At 74.3% G+C, this 18,742-nt stretch carries 15 protein-coding genes; 6 read left to right on the forward strand and 9 right to left on the reverse strand.

Annotation, left to right across the window (positions count from 1 at the left end; all coding sequences use genetic code 11):
* Window positions 1-87 precede the first annotated feature (87 nt).
* From ABT354_RS08415 to ligD, 8 genes are all read right to left on the reverse strand, one after another.
* A complete protein-coding gene (locus ABT354_RS08415) occupies window positions 88-1,548 on the reverse strand; it encodes a penicillin-binding transpeptidase domain-containing protein (RefSeq protein WP_351490703.1) in 1,461 nt (486 codons plus the stop codon).
* On the reverse strand, window positions 1,545-2,987 hold the full coding sequence (locus ABT354_RS08420) for an FtsW/RodA/SpoVE family cell cycle protein (protein WP_351490706.1): 1,443 nt from the start codon (window positions 2,985-2,987) through the stop codon (window positions 1,545-1,547). The genes ABT354_RS08415 and ABT354_RS08420 overlap by 4 nt, the downstream gene beginning before the upstream one ends.
* Window positions 2,988-3,136: 149 nt before the next feature.
* A complete protein-coding gene (locus ABT354_RS08425) occupies window positions 3,137-4,435 on the reverse strand; it encodes an ATP-binding protein (RefSeq protein WP_502983371.1) in 1,299 nt (432 codons plus the stop codon).
* A 266-nt stretch (window positions 4,436-4,701) separates the two neighbouring features.
* Window positions 4,702-5,427 carry a hypothetical protein gene (locus tag ABT354_RS08430; protein ID WP_351490708.1) on the reverse strand — a complete coding sequence of 242 codons (726 nt, stop codon included), beginning with the start codon at window positions 5,425-5,427 and terminating at the stop codon, window positions 4,702-4,704.
* A gap of 282 nt (window positions 5,428-5,709) precedes the next feature.
* Window positions 5,710-6,069, reverse strand: a complete 360-nt coding sequence (locus ABT354_RS08435; RefSeq protein WP_351490710.1) for a zinc-ribbon domain-containing protein — start codon at window positions 6,067-6,069, stop codon at window positions 5,710-5,712.
* Window positions 6,066-8,720, reverse strand: a complete 2,655-nt coding sequence (locus tag ABT354_RS08440) for a hypothetical protein (protein WP_351490712.1) — start codon at window positions 8,718-8,720, stop codon at window positions 6,066-6,068. Before ABT354_RS08440 ends, ABT354_RS08435 begins: the two co-directional genes overlap by 4 nt.
* 610 nt (window positions 8,721-9,330) lie before the next feature.
* A complete protein-coding gene (locus tag ABT354_RS08445) occupies window positions 9,331-10,221 on the reverse strand; it encodes an ATP-dependent DNA ligase (protein ID WP_351490714.1) in 891 nt (296 codons plus the stop codon).
* A complete protein-coding gene (gene ligD / locus ABT354_RS08450) occupies window positions 10,218-11,105 on the reverse strand; it encodes a non-homologous end-joining DNA ligase (RefSeq protein WP_351490716.1) in 888 nt (295 codons plus the stop codon). The genes ABT354_RS08445 and ligD overlap by 4 nt, the downstream gene beginning before the upstream one ends.
* A 49-nt stretch (window positions 11,106-11,154) precedes the next feature.
* Here ligD and ku point away from each other — a divergent pair, with 49 nt between their 5' ends.
* Window positions 11,155-12,255 carry a non-homologous end joining protein Ku gene (gene ku, locus ABT354_RS08455; protein WP_351490718.1) on the forward strand — a complete coding sequence of 367 codons (1,101 nt, stop codon included), beginning with the start codon at window positions 11,155-11,157 and terminating at the stop codon, window positions 12,253-12,255.
* 50 nt (window positions 12,256-12,305) lie between these two features.
* Here the strand turns inward: ku and ABT354_RS08460 are convergent, their stop codons facing one another.
* A complete protein-coding gene (locus ABT354_RS08460) occupies window positions 12,306-12,959 on the reverse strand; it encodes a hypothetical protein (RefSeq protein ID WP_351490720.1) in 654 nt (217 codons plus the stop codon).
* A gap of 494 nt (window positions 12,960-13,453) precedes the next feature.
* On the opposite strand from ABT354_RS08460, the gene ABT354_RS08465 reads away from it, so the two are divergent.
* The 5 genes from ABT354_RS08465 (at window position 13,454) to ABT354_RS08485 (ending at window position 18,728) form a co-directional block, all read left to right on the forward strand.
* Window positions 13,454-14,395 carry a DUF1996 domain-containing protein gene (locus ABT354_RS08465; RefSeq protein ID WP_351490722.1) on the forward strand — a complete coding sequence of 314 codons (942 nt, stop codon included), beginning with the start codon at window positions 13,454-13,456 and terminating at the stop codon, window positions 14,393-14,395.
* A 167-nt stretch (window positions 14,396-14,562) separates the two neighbouring features.
* Complete coding sequence (locus ABT354_RS08470; protein WP_351490724.1) at window positions 14,563-15,129, forward strand: sigma-70 family RNA polymerase sigma factor; 567 nt, start codon at window positions 14,563-14,565, stop codon at window positions 15,127-15,129.
* Window positions 15,126-15,866, forward strand: coding sequence for a zf-HC2 domain-containing protein (locus ABT354_RS08475; RefSeq protein ID WP_351490726.1), 741 nt, complete (start codon window positions 15,126-15,128; stop codon window positions 15,864-15,866). The genes ABT354_RS08470 and ABT354_RS08475 overlap by 4 nt, the downstream gene beginning before the upstream one ends.
* 232 nt (window positions 15,867-16,098) lie before the next feature.
* Window positions 16,099-16,905 carry a response regulator transcription factor gene (locus ABT354_RS08480; RefSeq protein WP_351490729.1) on the forward strand — a complete coding sequence of 269 codons (807 nt, stop codon included), beginning with the start codon at window positions 16,099-16,101 and terminating at the stop codon, window positions 16,903-16,905.
* Window positions 16,902-18,728 carry a sensor histidine kinase gene (locus tag ABT354_RS08485; protein ID WP_351490732.1) on the forward strand — a complete coding sequence of 609 codons (1,827 nt, stop codon included), beginning with the start codon at window positions 16,902-16,904 and terminating at the stop codon, window positions 18,726-18,728. Before ABT354_RS08480 ends, ABT354_RS08485 begins: the two co-directional genes overlap by 4 nt.
* The last annotated feature ends 14 nt before the right edge of the window (window positions 18,729-18,742 follow it).

An 18,742-nucleotide genomic window follows, 5' to 3' on the forward strand; every position in this document is an offset into this window, starting at 1 on the left:
CGGATTTCCGGGGTACGGGACACCGCGCCGGTGGCAAAGGGCCGGGCCAGTGACACGGGCCGGATGAGCCCCGTGGTCAGGAACCGGTCAGGAACGCAGCGCCGCCGCCATCACCGCCCGCGCCACCGGCGCCGCACTGCCGCCCCCGCTGATATGCCCCCGTACCGCCTCCGCGTCCTCCACCACCACGGCCACCGCCACCCCCGGCAGCGCCTGCCCCCGCCCCTGGGCGAAGGAGATGAACCAGGCGTACGGGGTCCCCGAGTTGTCCGGACCGTGCTGCGCGGTGCCGGTCTTGCCGCCCACCGTCGCCCCCGGCAGCGCCGCCGGGGCACCCGAGCCCCGCTCCACCACATCGACCATCAGCCGCCGCAGCAGCCGCGCGGTCATCGGCGCCATCACCCGCCGCGCCGCCCCCCGCCGGGGCAGCGACACCGTCCGGCCGCCGCCCCGGGTGGTGATCCGGTCCACCAGATACGGCGGCCTCAGCTCCCCGCCGTTGGCCACCGCCGCCGCCACCATCGCCATCTGGAGCGGTGTCGCCGTCGTGTTGAACTGCCCGATCGAGGAGAGCGCCAGCCGGTCCGGGGACATGTCCGTATCGAAGTTGGAGGGCACCACCGGGGACGGGATCCGCAGCCCCGGATCGTTGAAACCGAACCGTGCCACCGCCTCCCGCATCCCCGCCGCCCCCACCCGGGTGCCCAGATGGGCCAGCACCGTATTGCACGACCACTGGATCGCGTACGCCAGCGAGGCGTCGCCGCACCCCCGCGCCGCGTCCGGCAGCCGGGTCCGGGTCCCCGGCAGTACATAGGGCGCGGGGGTGCCGGTCGGCGCGTCCACATCCGTCACCACCCCCGCGTCCAGCGCCGCCGCCGCCGTCACGATCTTGAAGGTGGAGCCCGGGGGATAGGTCTGCCGGATCGCCCGGTTGAGCATCGGCCGCGTCTCCAGCGCGTTCAGCCGCTCCCAGACCGAACGCACCGCCCTGCCCGTGCCCGAGAGCAGCCCGGGATCGTACGAGGGACTGCTGACCAGCGCCAGGACCCGGCCGGTCGACGGCTGGAGCGCCACCACCGCCCCCCGCCGTCCGGCCAGCCCCCGGTACGCGGCCCGCTGCGCCGAGGGCAGCACCGTGGTCACCACATCCCCGCCCGGCGGCCGGCCCCGGCTCAGGTCGTGCCAGAACGGCAGGGTCGCCAGCGCCGGATCCGCCCCCGACAGCTGGGCGTCCGCCGTGTCCTCGACCATCGTGGTGCCGTACGTCTGCGAGGAGAAGCCGGTCACCGGCGCGTACAACGGGCCGTCCCGATAGGTCCGTTCGAACCGCAGCTGCTCCCTGGTGTCCCGGGAGCCGGTGACGGGGCGGCCCCCGGCCAGGATCCGGCCGCGCGGCTCGGCATAGCGCGCGATCACCGAACGGCGGTTGGCCGGATGGTCGTCCAGCTCCGTCCCCTCGACCAGCTGCACCCGCGCCGCGTTCACCGGCAGCGCCGCAAGGAGCAGCAGACAGAACACCGCCGAGTGCCGGACGCAGCGGATCACCGGAGCCCCCCGGTGGGCGCGGCGGGCTCGGCCGGTCCGGGTCCGGGTCCGGACCCTGGGGCGGGGGCAGGGGTCCCGCCGTCGCCCCGTTCGTCGCTGCGTTCGTCGCGGCGGGCCGAGTCACCGAGCCGGATCAGCAGCGCCACGATCACCCAGTTGGTGACCACGGAGGAGCCGCCCTGGGCCAGAAAGGGCATCGCCATCCCCGTCAGCGGGATCAGCCCGGTCACCCCGCCCGTGATCACGAAGACCTGGAGCGCCACGATGGCCGAGAGCCCGACCGCCAGCAGCCGCCCGAACCGGTCGCGCAGCCGCAGGGCGAACCCGTACCCCCGGGCCACCAGCAGCGCGTACAGCAACAGCACACCCGTCAGCCCCACCAGGCCCAGTTCCTCGCCCGCCGTCGCCAGGACGAAGTCCGACTTCGCGGCGAAGCCGATCAGCGCCGAGTGGCCGAGTCCGAGGCCCGTGCCCAGCAGCCCGCCCGCGCCGAAGGCGAAGAGCGACTGGGCCAGCTGACCCGGGCCCTGACCGGCCTCGGCGCTGGCGAAGGGGTTCAGCCAGTCCTCCACCCGGCCGTGCACATGCGGCTCCAGGGTGCCCACCGCCACCGCGCCCACCGCCGCGAGGAGCAGCCCCACCGCGATCCAGCCGCTGCGGCCGGTCGCCGCGTAGAGCATGATCACAAAGAGGCCGAAGAAGAGCAGCGAGGTGCCGAGGTCCCGTTCCAGGATCAGCACGCCCACACTGATCAGCCAGATCGTCACGATCGGGCCCAGCACCCGGCCCGCCGGGAGCCGCAGCCGGCGGATCCGGCGGCCGGTCACGGCGAGGGCGTGGTGGTTGGCGGCGAGATAGGCGGCGAAGAAGACCGCCAGCAGGATCTTGGCGAACTCCCCGGGCTGGAAGGAGAGTCCGCCGACCCGGATCCAGATCCGTGCCCCGTTCACCGCGGGGAACAGGATCGGCACCGTCATCAGCACCAGCGCGGCGGTGACGGAGAGATAGGCGTACCGCTGGAGCACCCGGTGGTCCCGCAGGGCCGTCACCACCACGATGAAGAGCGCCACCCCGAGCGTCGACCAGACCAGCTGGGCGGGGGCGGCGGGCTCGCCGGGGGTCTCCAGGTCCAGCCGGTGGATCAGGACCAGGCCGAGGCCGTTGAGGAGGACCGCGATCGGCAGCAGCAGCGGATCGGCCAGCGGGGCGCGCAGCCGTACCGCGAGATGGGCGAGGAGGGCGAGCGCGCCCAGGCCCGCGCCGTACCGCAGGGCGTCCGGGGGGACCGCGTGGCCACGGGTCACCCCGACGGCGGTGTAGCCCAGTACGGCGATCAGTACGGCCCCGACCAGCAGGGCGAGTTCCACACCGCGCCGTCCGGCGGCCGGGCGGGACCCGGTCGACGGGGGAGCGTCGGCCGCCCGCGTCGTTCCCGTCATGCCCGGCAACGTACCAATTTATTCCGCTTGTGTCCCTTATGTGGCTTGCGTTGGTACGGGGGGCGTCGCCCCCTGGGTCCGGTACGGGGGTACGGGGGCGGGCGCCGCTCCCGGTCCGGTACGGGTCAGGCGCCGGCGGGCCCGGGGTATCAGGGGTGTCCGGAGGGGCCGGGGTCCTCGCAGGGGGCCGGGGGGCCCGGGGGCGGGGCGTCCGGCAGCTCCAGGCGGGCCACCGCGCCGCCGTCCGGACCGTTCCCGAACCGCAGCCGCGCGCCGATCACCTCCGCCTGGCCCACGGCGATCGTCAGCCCCAGACCATGGCCCTTGCCCCCCTCGGTGCGGAACCGCGCCGGGCCGTGCGCCAGCAGATACGCCGGATAGCCGGGCCCGCCGTCCGCCACGGTCACCACCGGACCGTCCACCGTCAGCACCACGGGGGCGGCGCCGTGCCGGTGCGCGTTGGCGACCAGATTGCCCAGCACCCGCTCCAGCCGGCGCCGGTCGGTCTCCACGGTGGCGTCCCGGAGCACCCGTACCTCGGTCCTCGGGCGCGCCCCCGTGCCGCCTGTCCCGGTCCCGGGGTCGGTCTCGCTCCGGGGGCCCGCCGTCTCGCCGGTGTCCGCCTCGGCCGCGCGCACCACCCGTTCGGTCACCTCGCCCAGCCGGTGCAGATCCAGGTCCACCCGCTCGCCGCCCGCGTCCAGGCGGGAGATCTCCAGCAGGTCCTCGGTCAGCGCGCGCATCGTCCGTACCCGGTCCCGGACCAGCTCCGCCGGGCGGCCCTCGGGGAGCAGCTCGGCCGCGGCCGTCAGCCCGGTCAGTGGGGTCCGCAGCTCATGTGCCACATCGGCGGTGAACCGCTGCTCGCTCAGCAGTTTGCGCTGGAGGGTGGCGGCCATGGTGTCCAGTGCGGCGGAGACGATGGCCACCTCGTCCGGCGGGCGGTGCGGCTCCTGGGTGCGGGGATCGTTCACCCGGGCGTCCAGGTCGCCCGCGCCGATCCGGCGGGCCACCTGGGCGGTGAGATGGAGCCTGCGGGTCACCCGGGTCACCGCGAACGCGCCCACCAGCAGGGTCGCGGCGATGGCCAGCACCGAGGAGCCGACGATCGCCCGGTCCAGGCCGTTGATCGTGCGTGCGGCGTGGGCGTGGTCGATCCGGACGGCCAGCGCCCGGCCGTCCGCCGGTCCCGCCGCCCACATGGTGGGGCGGCCCCCGAAGGTGCCGATCATGGTGCCGCGCTCGCCGTCCACCGCCAGCGCCCGCAGCTGCCGGGGGAGAGCGGGCGGGTCCACGGCGGCGTACGGGGGCAGTGGCCCGCCCGCCCGGTAGGCGTCGGTCACCGAGTCCAGCTTCTCCAGGGCCTTCTCCCGGGCCTGGTCGACCGTCTGGGTGGTCACGGCGGTGTGCACCAGCGCGCCGAGCAGGGCGGCCAGCACACAGCACATGACGGTGATGAAGAGCGCGGCCTTCCAGGTCAGCGTCGCGGTCCAGCGCGGGAGCCGGGGGCGGGGCAGCCCGCGCCGCCGGGAACAGGCCTGCGCCGCCGGGTCCGGTGCCGGGTCCGGTGTCAGATCCGCCGCCGGGTCCGATGCCGGTGAGCCCGGTGAGCCCGGTGAGCCCGGTGAGCCCGGGGTGGACGGGGCGGACGGATCCGACGGGGCTGCCGGGGGCGCGGGGGAGGGCGGTGCCGCCTCGGCGGGGCGGGGGCGGCTCACCTGATCCGGCCCATGGTGTTGTTCGTGGTGCCGCCGGCGCGCGGCTTCACCGGGACTATCTCGTCCCGGGTCTGGAGCATCGCCCGGTGGGTGGAGTCCCAGGACCAGGCGGTGCGGTACTCGTACCCCGGGATTCCCGCCGACACCGAGTGCAGGACGAGGTCCCGGCCCGCCAGCTCGATCCGGACGATCTGGGCGTCGGTGGCCATGATCCGGACCAGCCGGCCCTTGCTGTCGGCGGTGTAGCAGCGCAGGGCGGTCTGCTGGTCGGGCATGGTGACCGCGACGATCATCTCCTCCCGGCCGTCCCCGGTGAGATCCCGGTGGTAGGGCTTGAGCACCGGGCAGGACCGGGCGGTACGGGGCTTCTTCGCACAGCCGGGCAGCTTCTTGATGGTCTCCAGATAGAGCCCGGAGAGCCCCATATGGGGCGAGCCGCTCTCCTCGGCCAGCAGCACCGCGACCGGGTCGATCCCGCGCACCCCCTGGGCGGGCACCTTCAGCCGGGGGACCACCGTGGTGTCCCCCTCGCCGTAGTCGTACGGGGGAGCGGTGACGGGTGGCAGGTCCGGCCAGAGCCGGACCGGTCCCTTCGCCTCGTCGGCGGGGCCCGCGCTGGTCAGTTCGCCCGGGTCGCCGCAGCCCGCCACCAGAGCGATGGCGACGGCCAGCAGGGGCACGGTACGCGGCGCGCGGCGGGGCCGGCGGGGACGGGCGGGCACACGTTCTCCTTCGAGGGCGGCCGGCTCCTTCGGGGGCGGCCGGGAGTGCGGGACGGCGGTGCGGGGCCAGCCTATTCGCAGGAAGGTTTCTCCCCGAGGAAGCGACCGCGTTCCGGACTGATTGGTTCCCGACAGTCGTCCTACGCGTCCGTACGGTGCTCCGAACCCGGCTCGTCCAGGGTCGCATGTCCACGGCCGCCCCTGCCCCGGGCCGTGCCCCAGGCCCCCTGCCCCGCCGCCCGTACCCCCGGCCCGTACGCCCGTACCGCCCGGGTCGGCGGCCTACTTCTGGTACGGGTTGCGGGGCGGCTGCCCCATGCCCTGGCCGCCGCCGGGGCCCGCCATGCCGCCGTGGCCCGGTATGCCCCCGGGGCCCTGCGGTCCGCCCGTCCCCATACCCATCCCGGCCGCGCTCTGTGCCAGCAGCTGGTCCGCCTGCTCCCCGGTGAGCTTCTGTTCCGCCGCACAGAACGTGCACTGCATCCCGTACTTCGTGGAGACCGGGAACAGCGGCACGAAGAAGAGCGTGAACTTGGTGACCCGCTTGCGCAGCGTGTGTGCCGACGGATTCCCGCAGAATCCGCAGACAAGGGTCAGGACCGCCAGCTGGTGCAGATACCCCTTGGTACCAAAAATGATCATGAAGTGGGCCTCTCCCCGGTCTCTCCGGCCGTGCGGGTCTCCCCGCCCTCCGCGGTCAGCGCGTGCCGGCACAGGGCCAGCAGCCTTTCGTCCCTCACGATGTCATGGCTGCCGTACCCGCCGTCCACGGCGTTGTGCCGGCGGACCCGCGACAGCTCGGCGTGGATCAGCCCGGCGGCACCCTCCGCCGACGCCGCGACCGGACCGCTCCCCGGGCCCGCCGCCCGCTCCGCCAGCCGCTCCGCCGTGGGCATCCGCGTGAACGGCAGCGTCTCCCACGCCGTCCGCAGCACCGGCCAGGCCGGCTCGGCCGCACCCGTCACCCGCCACAGCGCCAGCGCCGCGTCCACCCTGGTCCCCGGGTCCGCGGCGCGCAGCGCGAGCCGCAGCTCCGGCACCGCCTCCCAGGCCGCCGGGCCCATCGTGCCCAGCACCCCGGCGGCGGCCCGGCGCGCCCCGGTGTCCGACGCCAGCGTCGTCCGCAGCACCGGAAGCACCGCGTCCGGATCCCGCCCCACCGCCCACAGCGCCCCCGCGACCCGGACCGCGAACGCACCCCCGTGCCCGCCGGTCCGCCGGGAACGCGCCAGCAGCGCCCGCAGCTCCGGCGCGGCCTCCCCGGCCGCCGGTCCGAAGGCGGTCAGCGCCCCGAGGGCCAGCTCCACCACCCACTCCCGGCGGTACTCCGGGGCGCCGCGCAGCACCCGCAGCACCTCCGGCAGCGCCTCGGCCGTCCGCAGCGCCGTCAGCCCGTACAGCAGCGGCCCCGCCGTGTCGTAGAGCCGGTCGTCCAGCCCGGTCCCGGCCAGCCGGGCCCGCAGCGCCGGGGCGAGCGGGGCCGCCACCGGACCCAGATGGTCCAGCGCGTACCCCAGATCGTGCGGGGCCTGCGGCAGCTCCAGGATCCGGCCGAGCACCGGCACCGCGCGGGCGTCCCCGGTCCGGGCGAGCGCGGCGACCGCGCACCCCAGGGTCCGCGGCCCGCTGGCCCACTCCTGCACCCAGCACCCGGGGTCGGCCGCCACGAACTCCGCCAGCGCGTCCGCCGCCGGGGCCGCGAGGGAGAACAGCTCCCCGAGCGCCGCCGCCGCCGCGTCCGCGAGCCTCGGCTCCTTGTCCGAGAGCTGCTCCCCGATCAGCGCCACCAGCTCGCCGTACTCCCCGCGACGGGTCCGCAGCAGGGCGCTGCTCATCCGGACCGCGTCGATCCGCTGGCCCCAGTCGGGGCTGCACAGCTGGTCGGTCAGGAGCGCGGTCCGGTCGGCGACCCGGTCGCCGAGTCCGGAGTGGAGCGTCCGCAGCAGATCGCCGGTCCACAGGGCGTGGCGGGTCGTGCCGCCGTCGTCCTCCCGGTCGTCCGGGTCTCCCTGCGGCCCCTCGGGCGGCTCCGGGGGCGGGCCGTGCCCGGCCGACGGCCCCGGCTGCCCCGCGCGCAGCTCCCGGAGCAGCCCCAGCACCCCGGGGACGATATCGGCGGGGAGCGCGTGCGGGGCGCACCGGGCGAGCTGGGCGAGGGCGGAGAGCCGCAGCCCGGCGTCGTCGGTGCGGGGCTCGTCGGACGGCCGGGGCTCCTCGGTACGGGGCTCTTCGGCGCGGGGTCCGCCGCCGTGGGGTTCGTCGGGTGGCCGGGGCTCGTCGTCGGAGCCTCCCGAGGGGCCGGAATCCCCGGATTCCCGGTCATCTCCGCGCGTTGACCCCTGGGCGGAGACGGGGGTGGGCGCGATGGCCCGGTCCTGGGGGGCGGTGGGGGACGGCACTCCGCCGAGTGACGGGCGGGGGGTGCTCTCGGGGGTCCGGGGGCCCGGGAAGCTGTCCGGATCCCGACGGTTCGACGGCCCCGGTGGATCGCCCGGATCGTCCCAGGGGCCGGTCAGCTCCGCCACCCCGTCCGGTATGCACCAGGGGTCCAGCAGCGCCCAGCCGTCGTATCCGTCGGCCCAGGGATCCGGGCGCGGCGGCACCGGCCGGTCCGGTCCGCTCTCCCCGGCGAGCCCCGCCCCGGGCCTGCCGCCCGCCACCGTGCCCGCGCCGCTGCCGTGCCGCACCCGGGCCAGCTCCACCAGCCAGCGCACCACCTCGGCGGCGAGCCAGGAGTGCCGCAGGGCGATCCGCCCCGCCGCCTCCACACAGGCGAAACGGACCTCCGGGTCGTGCTCGACGCCCAGCCGGTCCCGCAGCATCCGCAGCACCAGCTCGGGCTCGCTGTGCAGGGTCGCCAGCGCCAGCGGAACGCTCAGCCGCACGCCCCGGTCGCCGGAGTCGACCAGGGCCAGGAAGACATCCGCGCCCGCCGTCACGGCGGACGAGGCCATCGCGTAATTGGCGGCGAACTCGAACTCCTCGTCCTCCGGATCGAGTTCGTCGTCGCCGTCCAGATCGATGCCTCCGATGCTGGTCAGCAGCTCCACTATGCCGCCGCGGTCCTGCACGGCCGGGTCCGCCACCAGCTCCAGCAGGAACGGTATGCACGCGAGCGTGGAGTCGTAGACATCCCCCTGGTGGTGCACGGCCCCGTACATCCCGTCGAGAGCCGCCTCGCGCTCCGCCGGGTCGCCGGAGGCCAGCCCGCGCAGCAGCTCGGGCACATCGTCCGCCGGACCGTAGGCATGACCCAGCGCGGCCCAGTCGACCTCGTCGATTCCCCCGAACACGCCGCCCCCTCCCGAGAAAACGTGCGGCATCCTTCCGCGCCCTGAACTATGCGCCGGAACCGCGCGCTTGGGGAGAGTGTGCACCACCGTTCGGACATCGCGGGGATATTGCCCGGAACGCCTCGGGAGGGTTCCGGGACGGGGTGGGTGGGCCTGTGGGCGGGGTGGGGTGACGGTGACCCTTACCGGGTCGGGGAGAAAGCGGTTTCCGGCTGTACGGGGGCGTGCGGTGCGGCGTGTGCGGGTGCTGCCCGCGGGGGGTGTGGGCGCGAGGGCCGGGCCCGAGGGTGGCCGGATCTTTTCGGGTACGGCTGTGTGTGGGCCCCGGTCCCGCCGGTTCCCGAGAACCTCGGGCTCCTGTCGGGGCCGGCCCCGAACCCCGCGCCTCAATCGTCGGCGGGGCTTGATTTTCAGCCCGTCCGGCGATTGAGGACGGACCTCGGGCCCGAGTCACCTCGGGTTCCCGTCGGGGCCGGCCCCGAACCCCGCTCCTCGATCTCCCCCGGACTGGGTCGGTAAAACAGCCCCGCCGGCGATTGAGGCGCGGGGGTCTCGGGGGCCGGCCCCCGACACGGGCCCGAGCCGACTCGGAGCCGAGGTCGGGCGGAGCTTACTCATCGCCCCGGAGGCGGACAAAGCGGGCCGTCTCGTGCCGGCCCGGCACCTCGTGCAGCTCCACCCGCCGCTCCGACGTGAGGAGACGGACCCGCCCCAGCCCCGGCCGCTCCTCCGCCCCGCCCAGCAGCGGCCCCGTCGCCTCCGCGAGCCGCCGGGACTGGACGGGCGTCAGCCCGGCCACCCGCACCTCGCGGCCGTCGGCGAGCCGGACCAGCAGCCCCCGGGGCCGCCGCTCCGGCCCGAACAGGCCCAGCAGCGCCGCGTCCACCGTGTCCGTGTGCCGCACCTTCCGCCACGCCCAGCTCGGCCCCGCCCGATACGCGGAGGAGAGCGACTTCGCGACGATCCCCTCCACCCCGGCGTCCCGCAGCCCGTCGAACCACCGCCGGGCCGTCTCCTCCTCCGTCGTGGCCAGCACCCGCTGGAGCGGCGGCCCTGTTCCCCGGAGCGCCGCCCCCAGCAGCTCCCACCGCTCGGCCAGCGGCAGCGGGCGGACATCCCGCCCCGGCACGGCGAGGACGTCGAAGGCGATGTAGTACACGGGCACGGCCGACCGCTCCCGTTCCGCGCGCGAGCGCAGCAGCTCGGTGAAGCTGAGCCGCCCGTCGGTGTAGGCGCACAGCTCGCCGTCGAGGACCAGACCCGGCGGCAGCCGTCCGCCCAGATACGCGGTGACCGCCGGGAAATCCGGCCCCATCGACCGCCCGGAGCGGGACTGGAGGAAGACCTCACCGTCCGCCCGGACAAAGGCCAGCGCCCGGAAGCCGTCCAGCTTGACGGAGTACTGCACGCCGCCCGGGAGCCCGTCGGGCCCGGGGATCGTCTCCGCGCGCCGGGGCCGCATCACCCCGAGCGGCGGAGTCAGCGGCAGCCGCCCGTTCACGGCAGCGCGGGCCGGTCCCGCCCCGGTCGGGTGAGCGGGGCGAGCAGCTCCCCGTACCGCTCCAGCCGCCCCGCCATCTCGCCCAGCAGGAAGGACAGCCGCCGGCCCGCCGCCCCGGCCTCCACCTCCTCCCAGGTGACGGGGGCGGAGACGGTGGGCAGCTCACGCGCCCGCAGGGTGTACGGGGTCGCCGTGGTCTTCGCGGCGGCGTTCTGGCTGTGGTCCACGAAGACCTTCCCCGGCCGCAGCGCCCGCGCCATCCGGTGCACGATCAGCCGGGGCAGCTCCGCCTCGCCCGCCATGGCCAGCCCCTTGGCGTACGCGGAGACCTCCGCCGAGGGGGTCGGCGCGATCGGCGCCAGCAGATGCAGCCCCTTGGCCCCCGAGGTCTTCGCGTACGCGTCGATCCCGTCGGCCGCCAGCCGCTCCCGCAGCCACAGCGCCACCGCGCAGCACTCGGAGGTCCCGGCGGGCGGCCCCGGGTCGAGATCCAGCACCAGCCGGTCCGCGATCCCGGGCGCCGACGCCGTCCACTGCGGGGTGTGGAACTCCACCACCAGATTGGCCGCCCACACCAGCGACGGCAGATCGTCCACGACGACCTGGCGCGCCCCGGGGTCGTCCGAGCGCGGTACGGGGGCGGTCCGGACCCAGGGCGGGGCGCCGGGCGGCGGGTTCTTGGTGAAGAAGAGCTGTCCCCCGGGTCCGTCGGGATAGCGCAGAAAGGAGACCGGCCGGTCCCGCAGATGGGGGAGGAGCGCCCCGGCCATGACCGCGCAGTAGTGCAGGATCTCGCCCTTGGTGGTGCCCGTGGCGGGGTGGATGACCTTGTCGAGGTTGCTCAGCGGCACCCGCCGTCCCGCCACCTCGGTGATGGGCGTCATACGATAAGAGTTCCATGAAAGCCGCATTTCTGGGCGAGGTGGATACACGGTGCGATCCATTTGGAACGGGGCGATCTCGTTCGGGCTGGTCAGTATCCCCATCAAGCTGGTGAACGCCACCGAGAGCCATACGGTCTCCTTCCGCCAGATCCACACCGCCGACGGCGGCCGGATCCGCTACCGCAAGGTGTGCGAGCTGGAGGAGAAGGAGATCCCGGCGGCGGAGATCGGCAAGGGGTACGAGGAGAGCGACGGCTCGATCATCCCGATCACCGACGAGGACCTGGCCCGGCTGCCGCTGCCGACCGCGCGGACGATCGAGATCGTGGCCTTCGTCCCGGCCGACGAGATCGACCCCCTCCAGATGGACGCGGCGTACTACCTCTCCGCCGACGGGGTCCCGGCGGCCAAGCCGTACACCCTGCTGCGCGAGGCGCTCAAGCGGAGCCGGAAGGTGGCGGTGGCCAAGTTCGCGCTGCGGGGGCGGGAGCGGCTGGGGATGCTGCGGGTGGTGGACGATGTGATCGCCATGCACGGGCTGCTCTGGCCGGATGAGATCCGCCGCCCGGAGGGGGTCGCGCCGCAGACCGAGGTGACGGTCCGCGAGGCCGAACTCGATCTGGCGGACGCGCTGATGGCCACCCTCGGCGAGGTCGATCTGGAGTCGCTCCACGACGACTACCGCGAGGCGGTCGAGGCCATGATCGCCGCCAAGGCGGAGGGCGGCGGGGCGGTCGTCGAACCGGCGGGTGAGGAGGGCGGCGGCGGGCGGGTCATCGATCTGATGGCGGCGCTGGAGAACAGCGTCAAGGCGGCCCGGGAGGCCCGCGGGGAGGAGGCGGACGGCGGGCGGCTGGCCGGGGTCACCCGGTTGGCGGAGCGGAAGCGGCCCGCCTCGCGGAGGTCCGGCACGGCGGGGGAGAGGAAGAGCACCGCGAAGAAGCCGGCCGCGAAGGAGTCCGCCACCAAGAAGAGCGCCGCGAAGAAGGCCCCGGCCGGGAAGACGGCCGCCCGGAAGACAACGGCCGCCCGGCAGACGACGGCCGAGCGGACCGCGTCGGGCGCCGGTACCCGGAAGGCGTCGGCGAAGAAGTCCACCGGGCGGAAGACGGCGACGAAGAGCACCTCCGGGAAGCGCGCCTCCGCCTGAGGCGGCCTTCGTGGTGCCGGGGCCGTCCTCCCGGGACGGCCCCGGTGTTCTCACCCCGCCGCCTCCGTCTTCGCCGCCTCCGTCCGTTCGAAGGCGAAGGTCGCGGTGATCGCGTCGAACATGTCGTAGAGCTGTTCCGCCAGCGGCAGATTGGGACTGAAGCAGGTCACCACCATCGCCCGGCACGACTCCGGCACCGGAATCACCGTGTGCATCACCAGCAGCCGGGACCCGGCGCTCCCGCTGCCCGCCCTGCCTCCCGGGTCATGGACCGGTTCGCTCTCCTCCACCCCCACCAGCCGCCCCACCGGCCCGATCGACGGCAGGGTCCGGGTGGAGAAGGTCCGGGCGGTGCCCGCTCCGCGCCGCCGGGTCCCGGCCGCGCTGAAACGCTTCGCCAGCTCCTGTGCGGAGAAGGTCTCCCCGGGCGGTGTGTTCACACTGAAGACCATCACCCCGGCCATCAGCAGCCCGTCCTCGTACAGCGATGTCGTCCCCGCCGCGTACAGCGCACCCCGTTGCCGCGCGCTCTCCAGGATTCTGCGCGCGGTACGGAACGCCTCGTTGATCTGGGCGACGCCCCGGGGGTCGGGGCCGGCGCTGAGCATGCTCGCCCGGAGCGGGGTGAGACTGTCCCCGGAGAGGTCGTACCGCACCCAGCTGTCCGGGATGCCGATCGCGAAGGACCGGGGCGGGCCTGCCATGCCATCACCGCTCATGTCTTCTTTACGCTTCCGCCGCCCGGGAGTGCCCCGGTGAATTCCGGTCCGGCGCCCGCGAAACCGCCCGTGAAACCGACCGCGAAACCAGCCGCGAAACCGGCCGGGAAACCAGCCGCCCCCGGCCCTCCGCCGCGATGCCGTCCACTGCAATTGCATAAGGCCGGGAAGCAGGCCCGACAGACGGTGACAGCGGAATATTCCGATGTCCCGGTGCCGCTGAGATCCAGCCCTCTTCCCAGGAGCGCGATCACGCTCTCCACCTCTTCACCTGGGACATCGATCCCGGACATCGCCCCTCCTGAACACCGCCGCGGAAACGACGGGAGATCCTCCCGTCCTGCCCCCCGCACGGATCAGAAGCATGGATGGTTCAACGGGTTGATATTGAAGATGTCCGGTGGGGCTGGGATTCTGGCAATGTGGTGAAGCAAATCCATGGGAAGCGCACCCCGTTGACAAAGTCGGCCCCGTTGTTGATGACCTTGTGTCTCTGTCTGGCGGTCGCCGGGGTCGTCGCGATGCGTTCCTCCTCGGAGAGTACGCCGTACTCCGCGCACCGGGTCCGGCTCGCCGATGTCCCCCGGCGGGCCGGTGCCCCGGCCCCCGGCCCCGACGCCGCCCTCGGTTCCTTCGTCCAGGACTGCGGACGGAATGAACGAGGGCATCACAACACCGACAACATGGTGACCTCTCCCGGTCTGGTGGGCGGCGCCCATCACACACATGACTATGTGGGCAATGTATCCACCCATGCCCTGTCCACCGATCGAAGTCTGGTGGCGGCGGCCACCACCTGTACGAGCGGTGATCGATCGGCGTACTTCTGGCCGGTACTGCGCCGACTCGACCGGAAAGGCGAGGACCGGCACGCCCATGGTGGCGGCGCGGACGGCAATACCGGCGAGATCCTCACCCCGACGTCGGTACGCGTCGAATTCCTGGGCAATCCCGCCGGAAAGGTCGTCGCACTGCCGCGATTTCTCCGTATGATCACCGGCGACCCGGTTGCCGCCACCACCGATGACCGCCGGGTCCGGGCCCAATGGAGCTGTTCCGGATTCCCCGACCGGATCACCCGGGATTATCCGAAGTGCCCGTCCGGCAGCGGCCCCACCCGGACACTGGAGTTTCCCGGCTGCTGGAACGGACTGCACACCGACAGCCCCGACCACCGTGCCCATATGGCCTTCCCGGCGGAGAACGGGGTCTGCCCGGCGAACACCTTCCCGGTGCCGAGACTGAGGCTCACCCTCGCCTATGACCTGCCCCGGGGGGTGCCGTACGCGGTGGACTCCTTTCCCGAGCAGCGGCGCCACCCCAAGACCGACCACGCCCTGTTCGTCAACGCGATGTCCGAGCGGCAGCTCGCCCGGATGGCCCGCTGTGTGAACGAGGGCCGCCGCTGCCGGGCCCGCTGATCCGCCCCGGCCCCCTCGTCCCCGGCCCCCTCGTCCCCGGCCCCTCTGCCCCAGGCTGCCCGCCTCGCCTCCCCACGGCCCACGGCCGGTCCCGTACCCCACCGTGAACCAACCCCGTATGTGACCCGTGTTCAGCGCGTCGGACCGGCACAGGACGGAGTGAGTGGATGGCGGCGCTGTGGTCACGCACCCGGCAGAGAACCAGTGACGACGTACTGATCCGGGGCCTGTACGAGGAACACGGACGGGCCCTGCTCACCTACGCGCAACGGCTCACCGGAGACCGGGGCGCCGCCGAGGACATCGTCCAGGAGACCCTGATCAGGGCCTGGAGACACCCCGAGGCCCTGGTCAACGGCAAGGGCTCGGTACGCGGCTGGCTGCTCACCGTCGCCCGCAATATCGTCACGGACCGCTTCCGCGCCCGTGCCGCCCGCCCCACCGAGGTCGCCGAGTCGCCCGCGAACGGCCCGGTGGAGCAGGATCACGCCGAGTCCGTGGTCGACTCGATGGTCGTCATGGAGGCGCTCGACCGGCTCTCGCCGGAGCACCGCGAGGTGCTGCTGGAGATCTACTTCCAGGGGCACACGGTCGCCGAGGCGGCCCGGACCCTCGGCATCCCCGCCGGCACCGTCAAGTCCCGTTCGCACTACGCCCTGAAGGCCCTGCGGGAGCTGTACACCGAGCGGCCGGGGAAGGCGAGGCTGGTCGTGGTGAAGGGAGCCGCCGCGTGAGCACCGGGGAGCACGACAGCGACACGGGGGGGTACGACAGCGCACTGCTCGGCGCCTACGCGCTGGGCGCGCTCGACCCGGCCGAGGCCCGTGACGTGGAGGAACACATGGCCCGCTGCACGCGGTGCCGGGAGGAGGCCGAGCGGCTCGGGAAGATGACGGCATCGCTCGGCGAGGTACCGCCCGAGGCCTTCCTCGACGGACCCCCGGACGGCGGCGACCTGCTGCTCCAGCGCACCCTGCGGCAGGCCCGCACGGAACGCCGGGGCGCGGAGCGGCGGCAGCGGGCCGCGCTGGCCGCCGTGGCCGTGGTCGCCGCGGCGGCGGTCCTGGGCACCGGGGTGGTGATCGGCCGCTCGGCGCCGGCCGGAGCCGCCCCGCCGGCCGCCGCGCCCACGGCGACGGCACCCGCCCCCTCGCCACCGCCCGCGGGGGTCGTCCACGCGTCGGCGAAGGACCCGCGCACCGGGGCGACGCTGGTGGTACGGGTGACCCCCGCGCATGCGTGGGTACGGCTCAGCGCCGCCGTCGCCGGTGTCCCCGCCGGGGAGCTGTGCCGGCTGGTCGTGGTCTCCCGCGACGGCGGGCGCCGGATCGCCGGCGGCTGGCGCGTCGGCAGCGCCGAGAAGGGCGCCCATCTGGACGGCTCGGCCGCGGTTCCCCGGGGCGATGTGGTGGCGATCGTGGTGGAGAGCGAGGCGGGGGAGACCTTGGTGACGACACCGATCCGCACCTGATCCCCCGGCAGACCCCGGGAGACCCCGGGAGACCCCGGCAGACCCCGGGAGACCCCGGCGGGGCCGTACGGGTGGGTGCGCGGGCTCCCGTACCCACCCGTACGACCCTCCTGCGGCCCGTCGGAGCACCCCATGACGAACCGTCAGAAGGCAGGTCCCGTAGGCGTTTTGACGCCATGTCCAACACCCCCCGAAAGCGTCCGTCTACACGCCGACCGGGTGCCGTGGTTTGATGACCAGGATGGCTCCCCATCCTCCCCACGGGTCCGCCGCCGCCCCGCCACCGCGCGCGCCGGACACCCGTCTCGGTGCCCCCGCCCCGGCCGGACTGCGACGCCCGGACGGCACACCACCGCGTCTGCTGGTGGTGGACGACGAGGCCCCCCTGGCCGAACTGCTCTCCATGGCCCTGCGGTACGAGGGCTGGACCGTCCGCACCGCGGGCGACGGCGCCGGCGCGGTGCGCGAGGCGCGTGCCCTGCGGCCCGACGCCGTGGTCCTCGACATCATGCTGCCCGACATGGACGGCCTGGAGGTCCTCGCCCGGCTCCGCCGCGAGCTGCCGGACGTCCCCGTCCTCTTCCTCACCGCGCGCGACGCCGTCGAGGACCGGATCGCCGGACTCACCGCGGGCGGTGACGACTATGTCACCAAGCCGTTCTCGCTGGAGGAGGTCGTCGTACGCCTCCGTGGTCTGCTCCGCCGCTCCGGCGCCACCACCACCCGGCCCGACACCGTCCTCGTCGTCGGCGACCTCACCCTGGACGAGGAGAGCCATGAGGTCCACCGCGCCGGGGAACCGATCCGCCTGACCGCCACCGAGTTCGAGCTGCTGCGCTGTCTCATGCGCAACCCGCGCTGTGTCCTGAGCAAGTCCCAGCTGCTGGACCATGTCTGGTCGTACGACTTCGGCGGCCGGGCCAATGTGGTCGAGATCTATATCTCCTACCTCCGCCGCAAGATCGACGCGGGCCGCCCGCCGATGATCCACACCCGGCGCGGCGCCGGCTACCTCCTCGCCCCCGCGGAGACCTCATGAGGCGCTGGTGGGCGGGGTGGACCCTGCGGGCCCGGCTGGTCACCCTGACGGTCGCCCTGCTGGCGGTGGTCCTGACGGTCATCTCCGTGATCACCGGTCTCGCCGTCCGGGCCTCCCTCCACTCCGACCTTGACGAACGCGTCAACAAACTCGGTGTGGTCCTCCAGGCGGAGGGTCAACTGATCGCCAACCCCGACAGGTACCCCTACCGCCCCCGGAAACAGGGCGGGCGCGACGGCGGACTCGGCTTCATCCGGGGCGCCGGAACGGCCTTCGGCACCATCGGGGTCGAGGTGCTCGACGGCCGCCCGCGGCGCGCCGCGATGCTCGACGGCGACCTCGACGGCGGGCGGCTGGTCCGCCTGACCCCCGAGCAGGTCGCCGCCGTCGCCGATGTGCCGGCCGACTTCACCCCCCACACCCGGCAGGTCCCCGGCCTCTGCGACTACCGTCTGATCGCCTACCGGGAGGGGACGACCGGATTGGTGATGATCACCGGGCTGCCGATGGACGACGTGGCCCACGCCGTCGCCCGGTTCACCACCGTCCATGTGGTCGTCTCGGTCGGCGGCCTGATCCTCGTGGGCTTCGCCGGGGCCGCCGCCGTCTCGCTGACCCTGCGGCCCCTGCGGCGGATCGCGGAGACCGCGACCCGGGTCTCCGAACAGAATCTGCACCAGGGGGAGGTCGGCGAGCTGGAGCGGGTACCCTGCGCCGACACCCACCCCGGTACCGAGGTCGGCCAGGTCGGCGCCTCCCTCAACCGCCTGCTCGACCATGTCGGATCGGCGCTCACCGCCCGTCAGTCCAGCGAGTCCCGGGTACGGCAGTTCGTCGCCGACGCCAGCCATGAGCTGCGCACCCCCCTCGCCTCCATCCGGGGGTACGCCGAGCTGACCCGCCGGGGCGGCGAGGAGACACCGCCGCGTACCGCGCACGCGCTGCGCCGGGTGGAGTCCGAGGCGGACCGGATGACCGCCCTGGTCGAGGATCTGCTGCTGCTGGCCCGGCTGGACTCCGGGCGTCCGCTGGCGCCCGAACCGGTGGAGCTGCCCCTGCTGGTGGTCGACGCGGTGAGCGACGCCCGCACGGTGGGCCCCGACCACCGCTGGCGGCTGGAGCTCCCCGACGCCCCGGTCTGTGTGGCGGCGGACCCGGCCCGGCTCCACCAGATCCTGGTCAATCTGCTCACCAACGCCCGGACCCACACCCCACCCGGGACCACGGTCACCGCCGCGGTGCGGGAGGAGCCGGATTCGGTGGTGGTCACCGTCTCCGACGACGGCCCGGGCATCCCCCCGGAGCTGCTGCCCCAGGTCTTCGAACGCTTCGCCAAGGGCGACACCTCGCGCTCCCGGGCGGCGGGGAGCAGCGGCCTCGGGCTGGCGATCGTCCGCGCGCTGGCCGTGGCGCACGGCGGGTCGGTCGAGGTGCACAGCGTGCCGGGGCGTACGGCCTTCGAGGTACGGCTGCCGTACGGGCCGCAGCCGTGCGAGGACGGTGCCCCGCCCGAGGACTCCGTACCGGTCCCGCCCCCGCCGCCTGCGGAACCGGCCCCGGAGCCCTCCGCCCCGGATCCTGTCCCCGCCCCGGACCCCGTCGGCGACCTCGCGCCCGGCCCTGCCGCCGATCCGGCGTCGCTCCCGGCCCCGGTCCCCGACGGCGAACCCGTTTCGATGGCGGCCGAACGGCCCGTCCCCAGGGCGGGTTTCGGCCGACTCCTGCGCCCCCGCTGGAGAAGGCGGTACGCACGCGGCGACACGGACCGCCGCGTCGGCACCCACAGCGGCCCCCGCCCACCCGGCGCCGAGCACGGCCGCTGACGGGGTCGCGTTCG

The organism is Streptomyces sp. NPDC000594 (genome assembly GCF_040299965.1).
GTDB lineage: Bacteria > Actinomycetota > Actinomycetes > Streptomycetales > Streptomycetaceae > Streptomyces.

What these genes read in the sequence shown, in the direction of transcription:
- ABT354_RS08420 (WP_351490706.1), bottom strand. Translation starts at nt 2,987, where the DNA reads ATGACGGGAACGACGCGGGCGGCCGACGCTCCCCCGTCGACCGGGTCC.
- ABT354_RS08425 (WP_502983371.1), bottom strand. Translation starts at nt 4,435, where the DNA reads ATGTGCTGTGTGCTGGCCGCCCTGCTCGGCGCGCTGGTGCACACCGCC.
- ligD (WP_351490716.1), bottom strand. Translation starts at nt 11,105, where the DNA reads ATGACGCCCATCACCGAGGTGGCGGGACGGCGGGTGCCGCTGAGCAAC.
- ABT354_RS08465 (WP_351490722.1), top strand. Translation starts at nt 13,454, where the DNA reads ATGACCTTGTGTCTCTGTCTGGCGGTCGCCGGGGTCGTCGCGATGCGT.
- ABT354_RS08480 (WP_351490729.1), top strand. Translation starts at nt 16,099, where the DNA reads ATGACCAGGATGGCTCCCCATCCTCCCCACGGGTCCGCCGCCGCCCCG.
- ABT354_RS08435 (WP_351490710.1), bottom strand. Translation starts at nt 6,069, where the DNA reads ATGATCATTTTTGGTACCAAGGGGTATCTGCACCAGCTGGCGGTCCTG.
- ABT354_RS08485 (WP_351490732.1), top strand. Translation starts at nt 16,902, where the DNA reads ATGAGGCGCTGGTGGGCGGGGTGGACCCTGCGGGCCCGGCTGGTCACC.
- ABT354_RS08460 (WP_351490720.1), bottom strand. Translation starts at nt 12,959, where the DNA reads ATGGCAGGCCCGCCCCGGTCCTTCGCGATCGGCATCCCGGACAGCTGG.
- ABT354_RS08470 (WP_351490724.1), top strand. Translation starts at nt 14,563, where the DNA reads ATGGCGGCGCTGTGGTCACGCACCCGGCAGAGAACCAGTGACGACGTA.